15 protein-coding genes are annotated in these 18,068 nt (G+C 72.0%); 12 read left to right on the top strand and 3 right to left on the bottom strand.

Annotated elements, in window-relative coordinates; all coding sequences use genetic code 11:
• Positions 1 to 164: 164 nt before the first annotated feature.
• The 5 genes from araA to yjfF are packed head-to-tail and all read left to right on the top strand — an operon-like array spanning position 165 to position 6,422.
• Positions 165 to 1,694 carry an L-arabinose isomerase gene (gene araA, locus ABD466_RS37610; protein WP_344662047.1) on the top strand — a complete coding sequence of 510 codons (1,530 nt, stop codon included), beginning with the start codon at positions 165 to 167 and terminating at the stop codon, positions 1,692 to 1,694.
• Between the two features lie 38 nt (positions 1,695 to 1,732).
• Entirely contained in the window at positions 1,733 to 2,746 is a 1,014-nt protein-coding gene (locus ABD466_RS37605) for an ABC transporter substrate-binding protein (protein WP_344662046.1), read from the top strand.
• Between the two features lie 27 nt (positions 2,747 to 2,773).
• On the top strand, positions 2,774 to 4,309 hold the full coding sequence (locus tag ABD466_RS37600; RefSeq protein ID WP_344662045.1) for a sugar ABC transporter ATP-binding protein: 1,536 nt from the start codon (positions 2,774 to 2,776) through the stop codon (positions 4,307 to 4,309).
• A complete protein-coding gene (locus ABD466_RS37595; RefSeq protein WP_344662044.1) occupies positions 4,306 to 5,406 on the top strand; it encodes an ABC transporter permease in 1,101 nt (366 codons plus the stop codon). Before ABD466_RS37600 ends, ABD466_RS37595 begins: the two co-directional genes overlap by 4 nt.
• A 2-nt stretch (positions 5,407 to 5,408) precedes the next feature.
• A complete protein-coding gene (yjfF, locus tag ABD466_RS37590) occupies positions 5,409 to 6,422 on the top strand; it encodes a galactofuranose ABC transporter, permease protein YjfF (protein ID WP_344662073.1) in 1,014 nt (337 codons plus the stop codon).
• On the opposite strand, the gene ABD466_RS37585 is transcribed toward yjfF, so the two are convergent.
• Positions 6,409 to 7,353, bottom strand: coding sequence for an AraC family transcriptional regulator (locus tag ABD466_RS37585; RefSeq protein ID WP_344662043.1), 945 nt, complete (start codon positions 7,351 to 7,353; stop codon positions 6,409 to 6,411). The genes yjfF and ABD466_RS37585 overlap by 14 nt on opposite strands.
• A gap of 11 nt (positions 7,354 to 7,364) precedes the next feature.
• Entirely contained in the window at positions 7,365 to 8,138 is a 774-nt protein-coding gene (locus ABD466_RS37580; protein ID WP_344662042.1) for a phytanoyl-CoA dioxygenase family protein, read from the bottom strand.
• A 163-nt stretch (positions 8,139 to 8,301) separates the two neighbouring features.
• Between ABD466_RS37580 and ABD466_RS37575 the strand changes: the two genes are divergently transcribed.
• Positions 8,302 to 9,513: a PLL family lectin gene (locus ABD466_RS37575; RefSeq protein WP_344662041.1), complete on the top strand. Its 1,212-nt coding sequence runs from the start codon at positions 8,302 to 8,304 to the stop codon at positions 9,511 to 9,513.
• Positions 9,514 to 9,565: 52 nt separating this feature from the next.
• On the opposite strand, the gene ABD466_RS37570 is transcribed toward ABD466_RS37575, so the two are convergent.
• On the bottom strand, positions 9,566 to 12,418 hold the full coding sequence (locus tag ABD466_RS37570; RefSeq protein WP_344662040.1) for an AfsR/SARP family transcriptional regulator: 2,853 nt from the start codon (positions 12,416 to 12,418) through the stop codon (positions 9,566 to 9,568).
• 172 nt (positions 12,419 to 12,590) lie between these two features.
• On the opposite strand from ABD466_RS37570, the gene ABD466_RS37565 reads away from it, so the two are divergent.
• From ABD466_RS37565 to ABD466_RS37540, 6 genes are all read left to right on the top strand, one after another.
• The gene (locus ABD466_RS37565) at positions 12,591 to 13,796 is read left to right on the top strand and encodes a hypothetical protein (RefSeq protein ID WP_344662039.1); all 1,206 of its coding nucleotides are present in this window, start codon (positions 12,591 to 12,593) and stop codon (positions 13,794 to 13,796) included.
• 195 nt (positions 13,797 to 13,991) lie between these two features.
• Positions 13,992 to 15,218, top strand: coding sequence for a PAS domain S-box protein (locus ABD466_RS37560; RefSeq protein ID WP_344662038.1), 1,227 nt, complete (start codon positions 13,992 to 13,994; stop codon positions 15,216 to 15,218).
• Positions 15,215 to 15,598: an STAS domain-containing protein gene (locus ABD466_RS37555; protein ID WP_344662037.1), complete on the top strand. Its 384-nt coding sequence runs from the start codon at positions 15,215 to 15,217 to the stop codon at positions 15,596 to 15,598. The genes ABD466_RS37560 and ABD466_RS37555 overlap by 4 nt, the downstream gene beginning before the upstream one ends.
• Positions 15,595 to 16,017: an anti-sigma regulatory factor gene (locus ABD466_RS37550; protein WP_344662036.1), complete on the top strand. Its 423-nt coding sequence runs from the start codon at positions 15,595 to 15,597 to the stop codon at positions 16,015 to 16,017. The genes ABD466_RS37555 and ABD466_RS37550 overlap by 4 nt, the downstream gene beginning before the upstream one ends.
• Before the next feature lie 8 nt (positions 16,018 to 16,025).
• Positions 16,026 to 17,066, top strand: coding sequence for a SpoIIE family protein phosphatase (locus tag ABD466_RS37545; protein ID WP_344662035.1), 1,041 nt, complete (start codon positions 16,026 to 16,028; stop codon positions 17,064 to 17,066).
• Entirely contained in the window at positions 17,063 to 17,824 is a 762-nt protein-coding gene (locus ABD466_RS37540) for a sensor histidine kinase (protein WP_344662034.1), read from the top strand. The genes ABD466_RS37545 and ABD466_RS37540 overlap by 4 nt, the downstream gene beginning before the upstream one ends.
• Positions 17,825 to 18,068 lie beyond the last annotated feature (244 nt).

Genomic DNA, 18,068 nt, shown 5'->3' with positions numbered 1-18,068 from the left:
TTGTTAACGCACACAATCACACCACGCGGCCCAGCGGTCGCCCGTGACGTCCGGCGTTCCCCCTGAGCCGGACCGGGCGATGGTGCGCCGCTCGTAACGTACGACCTCGAATGTCTCGGCCTTCACCACTCGTGACTCGCTCGTGCTCTCGGAGGATCGCAGCCGTGGATGTTAGCGCTAACCCATCTGCCTCGCAGAACTCCCCGACCCGGCAGGCCTGGTTCCTCACGGGCAGCCAGGGCATGTACGGCGAGGAGACCCTGCGGCAGGTCGCCGAGCAGTCCCGGACGTTGGTCCGCGCGCTGGAGACCTCCGGGCTGCCGGTCGGGATCGTCTGGAAGCCGGTGCTCACCGACGCGGTGGCGATCAAGCGGGTGATGCTGGAAGCGAACAGCGATGATTCCTGTGTCGGCGTGATCGCCTGGATGCACACGTTCTCCCCGGCGAAGATGTGGATCGGCGGCCTGGACGCCCTGGCCAAGCCGTTGCTGCACCTGCACACGCAGGCCAACATGGCTCTGCCGTGGTCGACCATCGACATGGACTTCATGAATCTGAACCAGGCCGCGCACGGCGACCGCGAGTTCGGCTACATACAGACGCGTCTGGGTGTCGCGCGCAAGACGGTCGCGGGGCATGTCGAGGATCCGACCGTCGCCGCGCGGCTGGCGGCGTGGGCCCGCGCGGCGAACGCCCACGCGGAGGCCCGCTGCCTCAAGGTCGCCCGCTTCGGCGACAACATGCGCGACGTCGCCGTCACCGAAGGCGACAAGGTCGAGGCCCAGCGCCGGTTCGGCGTCTCGGTCAACACCCACGGCGTCAACGATCTCGTCGCCGTCGTGGACGGCGTCGAGGACAGCCGGGTGACCGCGCAGGTGAAGGAATACGAGGACGCCTACGCGGTCGCCGAGGAACTCCGCTCAGGCGGAGAACGCCACGACTCCCTGCGCTACCACGCGCGCATCGAACTCGGTCTGCGCGACTTCCTCGGCGAAGGCGGCTTCGGTGCCTTCACCACCAACTTCGAGGATCTGGGCGGCCTCCGGCAGCTGCCGGGGCTGGCGGTCCAGCGGCTGATGGCCGACGGCTACGGCTTCGGCGGCGAGGGCGACTGGAAGACCGCGGTCTTGCTCAGGATGCTGAAGACCGCCGGCGCCGGACTGCCCGGGGGCACGTCGTTCATGGAGGACTACACCTACCACCTGGAGCCGGGCCGCGAGCTGGTCCTGGGTGCGCACATGCTGGAGATCTGCCCGTCGATCGCCGCCGCCCGGCCGGCCTGCGAGATCCACCCGCTGTCGATCGGCGGACGGGAGGACCCGGTGCGGCTGGTCTTCGACGCCGCGCCGGGGCCGGGGTTCGTCGTCGGCCTGGCCGACCTGGGCGACCGGTTCCGCCTGGTCGCCAACGAGGTCGACGTGGTGACGCCGCCCGAGCCGCTGCCCAGACTGCCGGTCGCGCGCGCCGTGTGGCGTCCCCGGCCGGATCTGCGGACCTCCGCGGAGTCCTGGCTCGCCGCCGGGGGACCGCACCACACGGTCTACTCCTCCGCCGTCCGCCTCGAAACCCTCATCGACCTGGCCGACATGCTCGGTGTCGAGCTCGTCGTGATCGACGACGCCACCGACGCGGCCCGCTTCCGGAACGAGTTGCGCTGGAACCAGGCCTATCACCGCCTGGCCCAGGGCTTCTAGAAGGATCATCCATTCCCACGCCAAGGAGACGAACGACGATGCTCAGCAGACGGAACTTCCTGACCAGCGCCGCTTTCGCCGGAGCCACTGTCGCCGTCGGCACCCTCGACGGATGCTCCAAGAAGTCGACGGCCGCGGCGGCCGGTTCCAGCGGGGGGACCAGCGCGAAGACGATCACGCTGGGGTTCTCGCAGGTGGGCTCGGAATCGGGCTGGCGGGCCGCGAACACCCAGTCCATCAAGGACTCCGCGACCGCCGCGGCGATCACGCTCAAGTTCTCCGACGCCGAACAGAAGCAGGAGAACCAGATCCAGGCGATCCGCGACTACATCTCGCAGAAGGTCGACGTCATATCCTTCTCGCCGGTCGTCACGACGGGATGGGACACCGTCCTGAAGGAAGCCAAGGCGGCGAAGATCCCGGTCGTCCTCACGGACCGCTCCGTCGACTCCGACCCGTCGTTGTTCGTGACGCTCGTCGGCTCCGACTTCGAGGCCGAGGGCGAGCGCGCCGCCCACCTGCTGGAGAAGGTGCTGGCCCTGCCCGGCGCGCCGAAGACCGTCAACATCGCGGTGCTCGAGGGGACCACCGGGTCCGCGCCGGCGATCGACCGGGCCAAGGGGTTCAAGAAGATCGCCGACGCCTCGCATCCGGAGTGGAAGATCGTGGCCAGCCAGACCGGCGACTTCACCCGGGACGGCGGCAAGCAGGTCATGGCCGCCTTCCTGACGGCGCACCCGGAGATCAACGTCCTGTTCGCGCACAACGACGACATGGGCCTGGGGGCCATCACCTCCATCGAGGCGGCGGGCAAGAAGCCGGGCACGGACATCCTCATCGTCTCCATCGACGGGACGCACGACGGCTTCGTCGCGATGACCCAGGGCAAGATCAACGCGATCGCCGAGTGCAACCCGCTGCTCGGCCCGCAGCTCATGGACACGATCAAGACCGTCCTGGGCGGCGGCAGCGTCCCGGCCTGGATCAAGACCAAGGAGGGCGACTTCATGGCCGCCGACGCGGCCGCGGCCCTCCCGAACCGCAAGTACTGAGCCGCGAGCACCGAGAGGAGCGCCGGCATGGCGGATGCGACACCTGTGCTGGAGATGAGGGGCATCGGCAAGGAGTTCCCCGCCGTGCGGGCGCTCACGGACGTCGACTTCCGGCTCCATCCAGGGGAGATCCACGCTCTCCTGGGGGAGAACGGGGCCGGGAAGTCGACGCTCATCAAAGTTCTGACGGGGGTGCACAGCTTCGACTCCGGCACGGTCATGCTGGACGGCGCGCCGGTGCGGGTCGTCAGCCCGCACCACGCGCAGGAGCTCGGCATCAGCACGGTCTACCAGGAGGTGAACCTGTGCCCGAACCTGTCGGTCGCGGAGAACATCTTCCTCGGCCGGGAACCGGTGGCAGGCGGCCTGCTGCGTTGGCGGCGCATGCGTCGCGAGGCGGCCGCGCTGGTGAAGGAGTTCGGGCTCGACATCGACGTGTCGGCGCAGCTCGACTCCTACCCGCTGGCCATCCAGCAACTGGTGGCCATCGTGCGCGCCGTCGGGCCCGGGGCCGGGGCCGGTGCCGCGGGGCGAACGAAGGTCCTGATCCTCGACGAGCCCACGTCGAGCCTGGACCGCGACGAGGTCCAGGTGCTGTTCACGGTGATGCGCCGGCTGAAGGCGTCCGGCGTGGCCGTGGTCTTCGTCTCGCACTTCCTGGACCAGGTCTACGAGGTCTGCGATCGCATGACGGTCCTGCGCAACGGCCGCGTCGTCGGCGAGTACCGGGTGTCCGAGCTCGACCAGGTCGGGCTCGTCCGGCTGATGCTCGGGCGGGAACTGGACGTCCTGGAGGAGCTCGGCGACCATGACCGCGCGGCGCCCGGCGCCGTCGTCCTGCGAGCCGACGGACTCGGCCGGAAGGGCGGGATCGCCCCCTACGATCTCGAGATCAGAGCCGGCGAGGTGATCGGGCTCGCCGGACTGCTCGGCTCGGGCCGGACGGAGCTGGCCCGGCTGCTGGTCGGTGCCGACCGTGCCGACCACGGGGCCCTGGAGGTCGACGGGAAGGGTGTGCCGCTGCACGGGCCGCGTTCGGCCATCGCCAAGGGGATCGCCTACTGCCCGGAGAACCGCAAGACCGAAGGGCTGGTCCTGGACCTGACGGTCCGGGAGAACATCCTTCTGGCCCTGCAAGCCGCGCAGGGCTGGGCACGGCGGGTGCCGCGCGAGGTCGCCGACGAACTGGTGGCCCGGTACATCGCCGCCCTCGATATCAGGCCCGCCGATCCGGAGGCCCGGGCCGGCACGCTGTCGGGCGGCAACCAGCAGAAGGTGCTGCTGGCCCGCTGGTTGATCACCGAACCCCGGCTGCTCGTCCTCGACGAGCCCACCCGCGGCATCGACGTCGGCGCGAAGGCGGAGATCCAGAAGCTGGTGGCGTCGCTCGCCGCGGAGGGGATGTCGGTCCTGTTCATCTCGGCCGAGCTGGAGGAGGTGCTTCGTCTCAGCCACTCCATCGGGGTGCTGCGCGACCGTTCTCTCGTGGCGCTGCTGGCGAACGGTCCCGAGGTCACCGCCGACCGCATCATGCAGACCATCGCAAGCGGAGCTCACACATGACGACCCTTCTCCAGGAAGTACGGACCCGCGACTGGTCCGCCATAACAGGTCGCAAACTGTTCTGGCCGCTGCTCATCCTCGTGGCCCTGATGCTGTTCAACCTTCCGTTCACGCCGAACTTCTTCGCCGTCGGCGTCCGGCACGGAAACCTCTACGGCAGTGTCGTCAACATCCTGAACTTCGGCGCGAAGACCGTCCTGGTCGCGCTCGGCATGACGCTGGTCATCGCGACCGGCGGCATCGATCTGTCCGTCGGCGCGGTCATGGCGATCGCCGGTGCGGTCGCCTGCAAGGTCATCACCGACGCCCCCGACCAGAACTCGCTCTCCGTGGTCTTCACCGCGATCGGGCTCGCCCTCGCCGCCGGCGCGGCGGCGGGGCTGTTCAACGGCGTGATGGTGGCCCGGGCCGGGGTCCAGCCGATCATCGCGACCCTGGTGCTGATGGTGGCCGGCCGGGGCATCGCCCAGCTCGTCACGGACGGGCGTGTGCTGACCGAGTCGTCGCGGCCGTTCGGCCGCATCGGAGGGTTCTCCTTCGGCGTGCCGACCGATGTGCTCCTGGTCGTCGTCCTCGTCGCGGCGACCTCCGCGCTCACCCGCCGCACGGCGTTCGGGCTGCTGGTCGAGGCGGTGGGCGGGAACAGCGAGGCGAGCCGTCTGGCCGGTGTCCGGTCCCGCCGTATCAAGCTCATGGTGTATCTGTTCTGCGCTCTGTGCGCGGCGACGGCGGGCCTGGTCGACGCGTCCACCCTGCCCGGTGCGGACGCGAACCACTCCGGCCTGTGGATCGAACTCGATGCGATCCTCGCGGTGGTCATCGGCGGGACACCGCTGACCGGCGGACGGTTCAGCATCGGCGGGACCGTCGTCGGGGCGCTGATCCTGCAGACCCTGAAGACGACCATCTTCACCATCGGCATCCCGTCCCAGGCGAACATGGTGTTCGAGGCCGGTGTCGTCATCATCATCTGCCTGCTCCAGTCCGAGGACTTCCGCGACCGCGCGGCGGCCCTGGTCGGCGGCCGCGGCCGCGGCCGTCCGGCCCGCGTCCCGGCGGGCCCCTCCGAACCGGCGTCCGTGGAGGTCGCACCGTGAGCATCATCAGTGGCGCGGGACGCGCTCGCGGGGCGGGGTCCGCCGCGTCGGCCCTCCGCCGTCTCCTGGGCGACCGCCGCCTCCCGGTCGTGGTCACCGCGGTTCTGCTGATCGCGATGTACCAGTTCGGCTCGTACCGGTACTCCTTCGACGGCCAGGTGTTCCCGAACCTGCTCATCAACAACAGCTACCTGATCGTGGCGGCGGTGGGTGCCACGTTCGTCATCCTGACCGGCGGCATCGACCTTTCTACGGGGTCCCTCGTCGGCTTCAGCACCGTCTTGACGGGCGTCCTGATGACGAACCACCACCTTCCCCTGGAGGTGGCGGCGGTCCTGGTGCTCGCCGTCGGGGCCTTCGGAGGTTTCCTGATGGGCTGCATGATCCACTACTTCCGGGTCCAGCCCTTCATAGCCACCCTCGCCGGCCTGTTCCTGTTCCGGGGCCTGAGCCAGGTGCTCAGCGGTGAGTCGATCCCGATCGACGCCGGCAGCGTCGAACGCCTGGCCCAGTTCCACATCCCGTTGCCCGGCGGCACGTTCCTCTCGCTCGGTGCCGCGATCGCCCTGGCCGTGGTCGCGATCGCGGCGGTGGTCCTGCACCTCACGAAGTTCGGCCGCCGGGTCTACGCCATAGGCGGCAACGAGCAGTCGGCTGTTCTCATGGGCCTTCCCGTGGCGAAGACGAAGATCGCGGTCTACGCGGTATCAGGCTTCTGCTCCGCCCTGGCCGGCCTGGTCCTGGTCCTCTACAAACAGTCCGGCGACCCGCTGTCCTCCATCGGCTTGGAGCTCGACGCGATCGCCGCGGTGGTCATCGGCGGCGCCCTGCTCACCGGAGGCGTCGGCTACGTGGTCGGCTCGCTGCTGGGCGTCCTGGTGATCGGCCTGATCCGGACCATCCTCAGTGACGAGGGGACCTTCAGCTCGTGGTGGATCAAGATCGTGACCGGACTGCTGCTGCTGGTCTTCATTCTTCTGCAGCGTGCGGTGGGGAGCGGGGTCAAGACACGGTGATGGAGAGGTGTGTCGTCCCGTTGCGCGCCCGCACTTCCGTGGGAAGGGCGCCCCACCGCTGCCGGAACGCGGCGCTGAAGTGCCGGGCGTCCGGATAGCCGCAGGAGCGGGCGATCGCCGCGACCGACAGCCGTCGCAGGGCCGGGTCGGCCAGGCGCTGCGCGGCGACGCCGAGCCGGTAGCGGGTCAGGTAGGCGATGATCGTGCACCCCGCTGCCTGCTGGAACAGCCGGGCCGCGTGGCGTTCGCTCAAATGGACCTGCGCGGCGACGTCTCGCACCCGGACCGGGCGGTCGAAGTTGTCGTGCAGGTAGCGGGTCATGCTCGCCACCGCGGCGGCCGCGCGTCCGTCCGGTGTGGGAGACGGACGCGGGCTGGCGGGAAGGTCGGCGACGGTGCGAGCACAGCCGATGACCAGCGCCGCGCCGAGAGCGGCCAGCAGGTCCGCGCTGCCCGGCCCCGGTTCCGCGGCCTCTTCGGCGAGGGACAGCAGGAGGCGGGGGAGCGGGGTGTCGGCGGCCGGGGCGACGTGCAGCGGGCTGGTTCCGAAGGCGTCCAGCACGGCGAGGGTGTCGGAGCCGTCCGGCGCGGCGCCGCGTGAACGGCGGTCCGGGACCATCGTGAAGGACCAGAAGACGATGCCGAGCGGGTCCTCGGCGTCGGCGGTGATCTCGTGGACGTCGCCGGGGCGGGCCACGAACAGCTCGCCGGGCCCGACCGGATGCTCGGACGCGCCGTTCCGGAACACCCCGCGCCCGGCGTAGGCGTAGCAGAGCTCGAAGTAGGAGTGGCTGTGCCGGTAGTTGCGCCACGGCTCGGGCGGATAGAACCCCCAGTCGAGGAACTCGATCCGCTGCCCGGCCAGGGAGAAGCCCAGCCGCACGGCGTTGAGCAGGGGGATGGCGGCACCCGCCCGAGCCAGTTCGGTCACCTCGCCTCGTCCTACCCCTCGGTCCTTCGCGCGGTCGGGTCGATCCCGCGCAGCATCATCCCCTGGCCGAGCGACCAGGTGTGCTCGTCCGCGGTGGGCCGGTCCTCCGGATCGCGGAACTGCACCAGCCACGTGGTACGCGCCTCGTCGGAGGTGTTCAAGCCCGATCCGTGCACGGTGAGGCAGTTGAAGAACAGGACGTCTCCGGCCTCCGCGGGGCACGGCCGGGCGTCCTGGAGCGGCCAGACGTCGGGCGGCAGGTGCCAGCTGCCCTCCTCGATGTGGGGCAGCGGTCCGTTGCGGTGGCTGCCCGGCACGACCCGCACGCAGCCCTTCTCCTCCGGGGCGTCGTCGAAGTGGAAGATCGCGGCGGTGACGGTGTGCTTGGCGTGCGGAAAGAAGGGATGGTCCTGGTGCATCGGGAAGGGGGAGCCGCTCTCCGGCGGCTTGATGAACATCTTGGTGTGGTGCAGCTGGACGTTGGGGCCGCCGATCAACGCCGCCGCCACGTCGGTGAACCGGGGATCCACCAGCAGCCGGGCGAACGCGGCCGAGTGGAACTGGGTGTCGTGGCAGTGCTTGAGCGAGGTGCGCCCGGCGGCGGGACCGGCGACGGCGCGGGCGCTGTCCCAGGTCGGATCGGTGTCCGAGCCGAGGCGGGCGGCCAGGGCGTGGCACTCGTCCCGCATCGCCCTCGCCTCCTGCCCGCTGATGAGGTTCTTGACAAGAAGATAGCCATTCTCGTCGTAGCTGGCGAGATCATCGGTACTGATGGGTGCGGTCATGACTCCGACGATAGGCACCGGGGCGGGCCGGGCTAAGGGGCGATGCGGACAGCACGGTGGCTTATCCGGACATCGGGACGGCCGCAGTCCAGACCACGTCCAGAAGGCATGGAGAGGCGAGGGCGAGCATCGGCTCGACGGCTTCACTCCAAGGGGGATTCCCATGATCAATCTGTTCCCGTCAGCCCGTGCGGCACGGCGCCGGCTGGCGGCGGTCACGACCGCCGGCGCCGTGACCGTTCTCGGCGCGCTGCCCTTCGCGCAGCCCGCCCGAGCCGCGACGGGGCTCCAGCGCGCCGCGTACTTCGTCGGTGCGGACGGCAGCCTCGACGTCTTCGGCAGCAACAGCGACGGGGTTTGGTCCAAGGCGACGCCTGTGACCCCCGCCAAGAGCGCGCCGGCCGGCGCTCCGGTGACCGCCGTCCGCGGGCCCTCGGGGCGTCTGCTCGCCTACTACGTGGGCGGCGACGGGGCCGTGTACGAGTCCTGCGGCGCGGCCGGGGGGTCGTTCGCGGCCGTCACCGGACCCGGATTCGCCTCGGCGGGCGCCCCGGTGTCGGCGACCCTGGCCGGCGGCGCGGTCCACCTCACCGTCGGGACCTCCGGCGGCTTCAGCTCCGCCTCGGACGACGACGTCCCGATCTGCGGCAACGGCCTCCACTGGTGGGGCCCGGGACCGCGCCCGAAGTGGTGGACCGCGGGCGGCGACTTCACGACGGTCGGCTACGGCGACGGCGAGGTCGGTGTCTTCCAGGCCGGCGGCGACGGCGCCGTCCACGCGATGTGGGGCACGGCCTCCGGGCAGTGGCAGGAGGCCACGCTCACCGCCACCGGGGTCGCGGCCCCCGGCGGAGGGGTCGGCGCGACGGTCACGCCGGCCGCCGGCGCGGGCGTCCGCAGCGCGGCCGTGAGCCCGGACGGCTCGGCTCCGGCGCCGGGTGCCACCTCGATCTTCTACGCCGGACGCGACGGGCGCCTCTACGTCGAGCACCCGGCGACCGACGGCCTGTCCGACAAGCCGGCGCCGCTGCCCGCCGACCCCAAGAACCCGGCACCGTGGGCGGCTCACGTCGGGGCCCTGTCGGCCGCCGACGGCACGACTCAGGTCGCTTACATATCCTCGACCGGCGCCCTGCTCCTCGCCGCTGGCGTGAACGGACGGTGGCAGGCGCCCAAGCAGGTCACCGGCACCGGGTTCGGCACCGCGGGCGGCTCGGTCGGCGTCGTCGGTTCCTCCGCCGACGACGTGGACATCACCTACTGCGGGACTCCGTACCCCGGCCACATCCACTTCGGGCCCCAGGGACCGGTCTGGTTCCAGGCCGGCGGCGCCGGATCGGTGGTCGCCGGCACGGTCACCGCCGCCGTGCAGTAGCAGTCCGGTCCGAACGGGAGCCCCGCCGAGGTCCTGGCCGGGAACGGGATGCCTACCCGTTCCTGGCCAGGCCCGCGAGCTGGGCGCGGACGTCGGCGGCGGCCGGCGCGTCGAGTGCGTCGAACAGATCCAGCGCCCGGTTCCACTGCCGCCGGGCTTCCACCGTCCGGCCGGCGGCCTGATGGATGTGGCCGAGGCAGTCGAGGGTCTCGGCCTCGCCGTAACGGTCCGCGGCGTCGCGCCGCGCGGCCAGGGCCTCCTCGCAGCGTTGCAGCGCCTCGTCGTAGCGGCCCATGGACTGGTACGTGCGGGCCAGGTTGTCGAGCACGTTGCCCTCCAGGCCCCGGCTCCCGAACTCCTGGAAGATCTCCAAAGCCTGCCGCTGACAGGCGATGCTCTCCTCGAACCGGCCCGCGTCCCGATACCGTTCCCCCAGGTTCGCCAACGCGATTCCGGCGCCCGGCCGGTCGCCGGACTCCCGGAAGATCTCCAGCGACTGCTCCTGGCAGGAGATGCTCTCCGCGACCTCGCCCAGCCGCCGGTAGCTGTTGCCGAGGTTGGTCAGCACCCCGGCCTCCCCGCTGCGGAAGCCGATCTCGCGCATCAGGCCAAGAGCCCTGCGGTAGTGGCCGACCGCCTCGGCGTACTCGCGGAGGTCGTGGCGGCAGACTCCCAGGCCGACGAGGATCCTCGCCTCGGCCAACCGGTCGCCGGCCCTGCGGGCGCAGGGCAGAGCGAGCTCGTAGCAGGCGATCCAGTCGGCCCACAGCCGCCTGGCCTCGAAGAACCCCCACAGGTAGCGGGCGATCTGCCAGCCCTGATGATCGAGCCCGTATTCCCCCGCGGCGCGCACCAGCGGGGCCAGGCCGGCGCGTTCGGCGTCGAGCCAGGCGAGCGCGGCGGCCCGGTCGTCGAACCGGTGTGCCCCGGAGTCGCCGGGCGGCCGCTCCGCCCGGTCCAGGCGATGCGGCCTGATCAGTTCCTCGGCGTCGTCCACGATGAGGACGTAGAAGTCGAGCAGCCGCTCCATCGCCGCCCGCCTGGCCGCTTCGGTTTCCTCCTCGCGGCACTGCCGTGCGGCGAAGACACCGAGCAGGTCGTGGAAGCGGTAGCGCCCGGCCCGGGGCTGGTCGAGCAGATGCGCGTCGACGAGGTCTTCGAGCGCTTCGTCGGTGTCCCGGACATCGGTCCCGGCGAGCGCCGCGGCCGCCCGCACCGTGAACTCCGGCCCGGGGAACAGGCCGAGCAGGCGGAAGATCCGCTGCCGGTCGGGGGCCTGCGACCGGTACGAGAGGCCGAAGGCCACGGCGACGCTCCGGTCGTCGACCCGCAGCTCCGCCAGGCGCCGTTCCTCGTCGCCGAGGCGGTCGAGCAGGTGGGCGACGCTCCAGGCCTCGCGGTGCCGCAGTCTGGCGCCGGCGATCTGCACGGCCAGCGGGAGGTTGCCGCAGATCCGCACGACGGCCTCGGTCGCCTCCGGCTCGGCCGCCGGCCGGACGTCCCCGGCCGCGATCGCGAACAGGGTCGCGGCCTCGGTGTCGGGCAGCACGTCGAGACTGAGGAACTCGCAGTCCTGCAGGCCGGGCAGCCGCCGCCGGGCCGTGATCAGGACGAGCGACCCGGCCGAGCCCGGGAGCAGGGGCCGCACCTGGGCGGCGCCGGCGGCGTTGTCGAGCACCAGCAGCATCCGGCGGCCCGCGAGCTCGGCCCGCCACGTCGCGGCCCGCTCGTCCGCCTCGGCCGGGATCCGTTCCCCGGGCACACCGATCGCCCGCAGCAGTTTGTCGAGGGCGGTCGCGGCGGCGAGCGGGTCCTGCCCGACGGTGTGGGCGTGCAGATCGAGGTAGAGCTGGCCGTCGGGATAGTCGTCGGCCAGGCGGTGGGCCAGGCGGACGGCGAGCGAGGTCTTGCCCACGCCGGCCATGCCGTCGATCGCGAAGACCCGCAGCGGCGGGACCGGCCGCGCACCCGGGCTCCGGCCGGAGCCGCCGCCGAAGCGGTCGATCGAACTCAGAACCCTGTCGGTCTCCCGGTCCCGCCCGATGAAGCCCTCGATGTCCCGGGGGAGGTTCCGGCACGCGGGGGCCGGCGCCCGCGCCGCGGTCTCGGCGCGGACCGGGACGGTCAGGCCGGGGTCGCCGAGGACGATCCGCTGACGCAGGTCCCGCAGAGCGGGTCCGGGGTCGAGGCCGAGATCGCGGACGCACGCCTCGCGGGCCTCGTCGAAGGCCGCGAGGGCGTCGGCCTGACGGCCCGCGCGGTAGAAGGCGAGCATGAGTTGCGACCAGGGGCGTTCCCGCAGGGGGTGCTCCCTGGTCATCGTCCGCAGGTCGCCGATCACCGCCGCGTGCCGGCCCCGCGCCAGGATCACGTCGATCCGGTCCTCGACCACCCCGAGCCGCACTTCGGCGAGCCGGTCGCGCTGCGCGGCGGCGAACGGGCCCGGCACGCCGCCGAGCGCGGCGCCCTCGAAGATCCCGAGCGCTTCGTCGTAGCGGCGCTCGGCCTCCGGGAGATCGCCCGAGCCCACCGCGGCGCGGGCCGTCTCGACGCACCGTTCGAAGCGCGCGAGGTCGACCGCGTCGGATGCGGCCCGCAGCAGGTAGCCGGACCCCCGCGACGCGATGACCCGTCCGGGCGAGCGGCGCCCGCGCCCGGGCTCGAAGGCCCGGCGCAGCCCCGCGACGTAGGTGTGGATCCCGCCCTCGGGCCGGGTGGGCAGCTCCTCGCCCCAGAGCGCGTCTATCAGCTCGGTGCGGTAGACGACATGGTTGCTGCGGAGAGCGAGCACGGCGAACAGCGCTCGTTGCAGCGGCGGGCCGAGCTCGATCTCGTGCTCCCCGACGAAGGCCCGGAGCGGTCCGAGCACCCTGACGGCGAGTTCCTGGTCTGTTGCCGCGTCCACGGCTGTCACCCCAGCACGCGACGATACTGACGCGGATCCGCGGCTTCAACCTGCGGCGGCGGAGGCATCCAGACGTTATGCAGAGCGCGGTGACAGCATGGCCCGGCTCGGCGCCGCGCACACGCGTCCCGCGCCGTCTCGTATCAGGGGTCTACTAAAGGAGAGCGGCTCAGTGACCGGGGGAACAACAGAGAATCGCAGGCGATGGCGGATCAGGGCGGCGGTGTTCCTCGCGGCCGTCGGGATGGCGGCGGCGCCGTTGTCGGCGTACGCGGCGGAACCGGCGGGTGCGGCGAGCGGAGCGGGCGCGACGGCCGCGGCGAGCAAGCCGCCGGCGAACGCGTACTTCGTCGGGGCGAACGGCACCGTCTACGGCTACGGCCGCACCGCGGACGGAACCTGGCAGTCGGCGGCCCCGGTGGGCGCCAAGATGACGGCTCCGCCCGGAGCGCCGGTCACCTCGACCCGACTGCCCGACGGATCACCGGTCGCCTTCTTCGTCGGCGACGACGGCGCGATCTGGGGTGGCTGCGGCTCCCTGTGGCGCATGACCGTCGCGAAACTGCTGAGGCCGGGCACACCGCTGACGGTGGTCGCCACCCCGACCGTCACGATGCTCCTGTTCTCCGACGGCCAGGGCCAGTGGTCGGGCATGCACGTCGAGTCGGAGATCCACCACCCGTGCGACATCTTCACGGGGCCTCTCGCGCCGCTCGCCACCGAGTCCCTCCCGGGCACCTGGCACGTCCCCGGCGGCACCATCGCCGCGACCGCCCTGCCGGACGGCGGGGTGGGCGTGTTCGCGGTGGACGTCACCGGAGCCGTCCACGCCACCTGGCGCGACCCGGACGGCAAGTGGAGCGACACGACACTCACCACGAGCGGGACATCCCTCCCGGGCGGTGGCATCGCGGCGACCGTGTCACCGGCTGACAGCAGCCCGACACTCTTCTACTCCAACCGCGGAGGCCAGGTGGTCGCGGCCCCGGTCGCCGAGGGAGCCGGTCTCCGAGGCGATCCGACACCGGTCCCCTGGGCGGTGGCGAAGATCCCCGAGGGCGCGGCACTCGGAGCCGCCAGCAGCATCCTCGGCAACGACATCTCGTACATCGCGGTGGGAGGCACAGCCGTCGATCTCCAGACGGACGCCGCCGGCCAGTGGAAGAACGCTGTGGTCCTGAGCCCGTCCGGCTTCGCCAAGGACGGCAGGCCGGTCGCGGTGACGGCGAGCGCCGACGAGGTCGACGTCTACTGCGGGACCGCCACGGGCATCCCCGGTCACTTCGGCGTCCCGCCGCACACCGGTGGGGAGGTCGGCTGGCGGGCAGCCGGCCTTGCGGGCATGGTTCCGCCGCTGGGAGGGATCACAGCCTCCTGATCATCTTCACCGGTGAGGCGCGCTGGAGCACGTCTCCGTGGAACCGGTTACACGCTCGGTATGTCCCGGCGTGCCGGGATCGCCGCATGGATCACCCGGAAAGTGTGACGCGCGCGAACGCGAACCGGGATGGGAGGTCGCACCGAACGTCGATAGCATCGGCTCCGTATTCACCCGTTTGAGCGAATCGGTGGGATGGGCATGGTGGTGGAGGGATCGGGACCGGAGTCCGGCGCGCGGCTTCGGGATCTGGAGGCGGTCGCGGCGCTGGTCAGCGACGGGATCGTCAGTTTGGATCCGGAGGGACGGGTGGTCGGGTGGAACCGGGCCGCCGCTTCTCTGACCGGCTACCTGCCCGAGGAGATGATCGGCCGGCCGGTATCGGTGCTCTACACCGAAGAGGAACGCGCCGAGGGCCTCATCGAAGCCGAGCTCGGCGGCGCGCGGGAGTCCGGGCGGTTCGACGGCGAGGGCTGGCGCGTGCGCAAGGACGGCAGCCGCTTCCGGGCCGAGGTGACGGTGGCGCCTGTGACCGGGGCCGGCGGGGAGCTGACGGGTTATGTGAAGCTGCTGCGGGACGTCACCGGGCGCCGGGCCGACCAGTCGATGTTCAACGCCCTGCTCGAGTCGGCGCCGGACGCGATGGTGGTCGTGAGCCCGGACGGGCGGATCGCGCTGGTGAACCGGCAGACCGAGGTGATGTTCGGCTACACCCGGGACGAGCTGGTCGGGCAGCCGATCGAGGTGCTGGTGCCGCAGCGGCTGCGCGGACGGCATGTGCACCACCGCGACGGCTTCTTCGCGGCGCCCCAGATGCGGCCGATGGGCATGGACCTGGACCTGTTCGGGGTGCGCAAGGACGGCAGCGAGCTGCCGGTGGAGATCAGCCTGAGCCCTCTGGCCACGGACGGGGGGAAGCTGGTGTGCGCGGCCATCCGCGACGTGACCGAGCGGCGGGAGCAGGCCGAGCGGCTCAAGCGGCAGCGGGACGAGATCATGGAGCTGTCCACGCCGGTGATCCAGGTCTGGGACCGGGTGCTGGCCCTGCCGATCATCGGGACCCTGGACTCCGGGCGGGCGGCCCGGCTGACCGAGGAGCTGCTGGAGAAGATCAGCGAACTGCAGGCCGAGGTGATCATCCTGGACATCAGCGGGGTGCCGACGGTCGACACCCTGGTCGCCCAGCATCTGCTGAAGACGGTCCAGGCGGCGACCCTGATGGGGGCCACCAGCATCCTTTCCGGGGTGCGGCCGGAGACCGCGCAGGCCATCGTGCACCTGGGCATCGATCTGGGGCGGCTGCGTTCCCGCAACACGCTCCGGGAGGCGCTGCAGCTCGCCCTGCAGGTCATTCGGGACCGTTCGACCTCGGCGACCGCGGCGGCGGCCGACGTGGCCGGGGCGGCGGGGGTGTCCTGGTGAGCGACACGCTGCCGATCCTCAAGATCGGCGACACCTTGATGGTCGCCCTGCAGGGCGACCTGGACGACGCCGCGGTGGTCCGCATCGAGGAGCAGCTGACGCGCGAGGTGGTCCGCGTCCACGCCCGGGGGGTGCTCATCGACGTCAGCGGGCTGACGGTGGTCGACTCCTTCATCGCCCGGGTGCTGGCCCGGGTGGTGGCCATGATCCGGCTGCTGGGGGCGCAGACCGTGGTCGTCGGCATCTCCCCGGCGGTGGCCATCACGCTGGTGGAACTGGGCGTGCCGATGGGCCACCTGGACACCGCGCTGAACGCCGAACAGGGCCTGGCGCTGCTGCGGCGGCTGCGGGCCGAAGCCGACCGCGGATCGGATCGATGACCGCCGAGCTGACCGGTCCCGCGGTGACCACCGTGGAGATCGCCACCGAGGCCGACCTCATCAGGGTCCGCCAGGCGTTGCGGGCCGCCTGCGAGCGGGCCGGGCTCGGTCTGGTGGACTCCACCAAGCTGATCACCGCCGGCAGCGAGCTGACCCGCAACATCCTCACCTACGCGACCCGGTCCCGCGGCCTGCTCACCGTGGAGCAGGTCCACGCCCAGGGCCGGTCCGGAGTGCGGGCGTCGTTCGCCGACTCCGGCCCCGGGATCCCCGACGTCGCGGCGGCGCTGACCGACGGGTTCTCCACCGGCGGCAGCATGGGCCTGGGCCTTCCCGGCTCCCGGCGGCTGGTGGACGAGCTGGAGATCGACACCTCGCCGGCCGGGACGACCGTGACGGTGGTCAAGTGGGGCAGGTGACACCGCTCATGGACGCCCCGGCGGCCCATCGTCGCTTCCGGATCGAAGCCGAGGAGGACGTCGGGGTCCTGCGCCGCGCGGTGCGCCTCCAGACCGCGGGGCTGCCCGGCCTGCCCGAGGGCGACGCCGAGCTGGTGGCCACCGAGCTGGCGACCAACCTCCTGCGCCATGCCGGCGGCGGCCAGGTCCTCACCCGGGCCACCGGCGGCGGGATGGAACTGATCGCCGTCGACCGCGGACCGGGGCTCTCCGCGCCGGCGCGGGACTCGCTGGCCGGAGCGCGGATCACGCCCGCGCCCGGATCGCCGGGGGGCTTGGGCGTCGGCCTGGCCACGGTGCGGCGCAGGGCCCGCATCTTCGACTACTACAGCGACGACCGGGGGACCGTCGTCCTGGCCCGGCTCGGCGCCGTCCCCGAGGCCGTCGCGTGGGTCTGGGGCGGGGTCAACGTCCCGCTGGGCGGCGAGGGACCCAGCGGAGACGCGTTCGCGGTGGCCGCCGACGGGTGCCTGCGCGCGGTGCTGGTCGACGGCATCGGGCACGGCCCGGACGCCGCGGCCGCCGCCCACGCCGCGATCCTCGCCCTGGATCACGCCGCCCTTTCCACCGGCACCGCCCCGGAGGCGTGGCTCACGGGCCTTGTCAACGGTGCGCACCAGGAACTGCGCGGCACCCGCGGCGCGGTGCTGGGCGCCTGTGTCATCGACCCGGTCGCCGGCCAAGCGGTGTTCTGCGGAATCGGGAACATCAACGGACGCGTCCACACCGCCACCAGCAGCCCGCACCTGGTCAGCCTGCCGGGCACGCTCGGCGCCGAGGCCACGCCGCCGCGCATCCGGCCGGCCGTTCATCCGTGGACGCGCGGAGCCACGCTGATCATGGCCACGGACGGGATCGACACCCGGTGGGATCCCGCCGAACACCCAGGACTGACACGGCGCCATCCCACCGTGGTCGCCGCGGTCCTGCACCGCGACCACGCCCGGGGCCGTGATGACGCCGCGATCCTCGTGGCGCGTGCCACAGGCACCGGACAGGAGACGACGTGACCGAGTCCGAAGCGCTTCCGCTGCCCGCCGAGCAGCTGGCCGGAGAACTGGCCGCGGCCAGGAGCCGGATCGCCGAGCTCACCGAGGAGCTGGAGGCCACCAACCGCGGCATCATCGCGCTGCACACCGACCTGGAGGCCGCCCGCGCCGCCGAGGCCCGCGCCGCGGCCGAGCGCGAAGTCACCGCCGAGCGGGATCGCATCGCCGCCGAGCTGCGGGAACTGGTCATCCAGAAGATCTTCGCCACCGGCATGTCCTTGCACGGCGCGCTCGGCCTGATCCAGAGCAGAGCCGCCGCCGACCGCGTCCGCGCGGCCGTCTCCGACCTGGACGAGGTCATCGCCAAGCTGCGGACGGCGGTGTTCGGGGCCGAGGAGCAGCCGGCCCCGGCCCCCGGTGTCAGCCTGCGCCTGAACGAACTGGTCGGTGAAGCCGCCCGGACTCTGGGCTTCGCCCCCTCTCTGGGGTTCCGCGGCCACCTCGACGAGTCCGTTCCCGCTGATCTGGCCGGCGAACTGGTCGCCGCCGCGACGGTCCTGCTGGCCGGTTTGCGGGGAACGGCGACCCGCGCCGCCATCCATGTCGAGTCCGACACGGAGCTCCGGCTTCTGGTCGAATGCGACGGCTTCGAGCCGGTCGGAGAGGACCTGGCGGCCTTGCGGGCCCGTGCCGCCGGACACGGCGGGAGCGTGGCGATCGACCTGGACGACGCCAGGACCCGGATCCTGTGGCAGGTGCCGTTGCCCGATCGGGCGTAGGGCCTGGTGTAGTGCTGCGGTGGTCCTTCGGGGGCGGTTCGCTGCGGTTGGGCTTGGGCTTGGGCTTGGGCTTGGGCTTGGGCTTGGGCTTGGGCGCGGGCTCGGGCGCGGGCTTGGGCGCGGGCTCGGGCGTGGTGGTTGTGGGTGTGGTGCTGTGGTGCTGTGGTGTCGGGCGGGTTGCTGTGGGTCTGGCTTCGCGTTCGCGCCCAAGGGCGGGGCGCGATGCCTCTGGCGGCCCTCCGGG

This window comes from Catenulispora subtropica, from assembly GCF_039531675.1.
Lineage (GTDB): Bacteria > Actinomycetota > Actinomycetes > Streptomycetales > Catenulisporaceae > Catenulispora > Catenulispora subtropica.
The sequence above is the reverse complement of the archived record's forward strand: the minus strand, read 5'-3'. Positions and strand labels throughout refer to the sequence as shown.

Bases quoted from the DNA above. Each gene is read 5' to 3' on its own strand.
- ABD466_RS37575 (WP_344662041.1), top strand. From the start codon at position 8,302: ATGATCAATCTGTTCCCGTCAGCCCGTGCGGCACGGCGCCGGCTGGCG.
- ABD466_RS37605 (WP_344662046.1), top strand. From the start codon at position 1,733: ATGCTCAGCAGACGGAACTTCCTGACCAGCGCCGCTTTCGCCGGAGCC.
- ABD466_RS37560 (WP_344662038.1), top strand. From the start codon at position 13,992: ATGGGCATGGTGGTGGAGGGATCGGGACCGGAGTCCGGCGCGCGGCTT.
- ABD466_RS37545 (WP_344662035.1), top strand. From the start codon at position 16,026: ATGGACGCCCCGGCGGCCCATCGTCGCTTCCGGATCGAAGCCGAGGAG.
- ABD466_RS37595 (WP_344662044.1), top strand. From the start codon at position 4,306: ATGACGACCCTTCTCCAGGAAGTACGGACCCGCGACTGGTCCGCCATA.
- ABD466_RS37550 (WP_344662036.1), top strand. From the start codon at position 15,595: ATGACCGCCGAGCTGACCGGTCCCGCGGTGACCACCGTGGAGATCGCC.
- ABD466_RS37580 (WP_344662042.1), bottom strand. From the start codon at position 8,138: ATGACCGCACCCATCAGTACCGATGATCTCGCCAGCTACGACGAGAAT.
- ABD466_RS37600 (WP_344662045.1), top strand. From the start codon at position 2,774: ATGGCGGATGCGACACCTGTGCTGGAGATGAGGGGCATCGGCAAGGAG.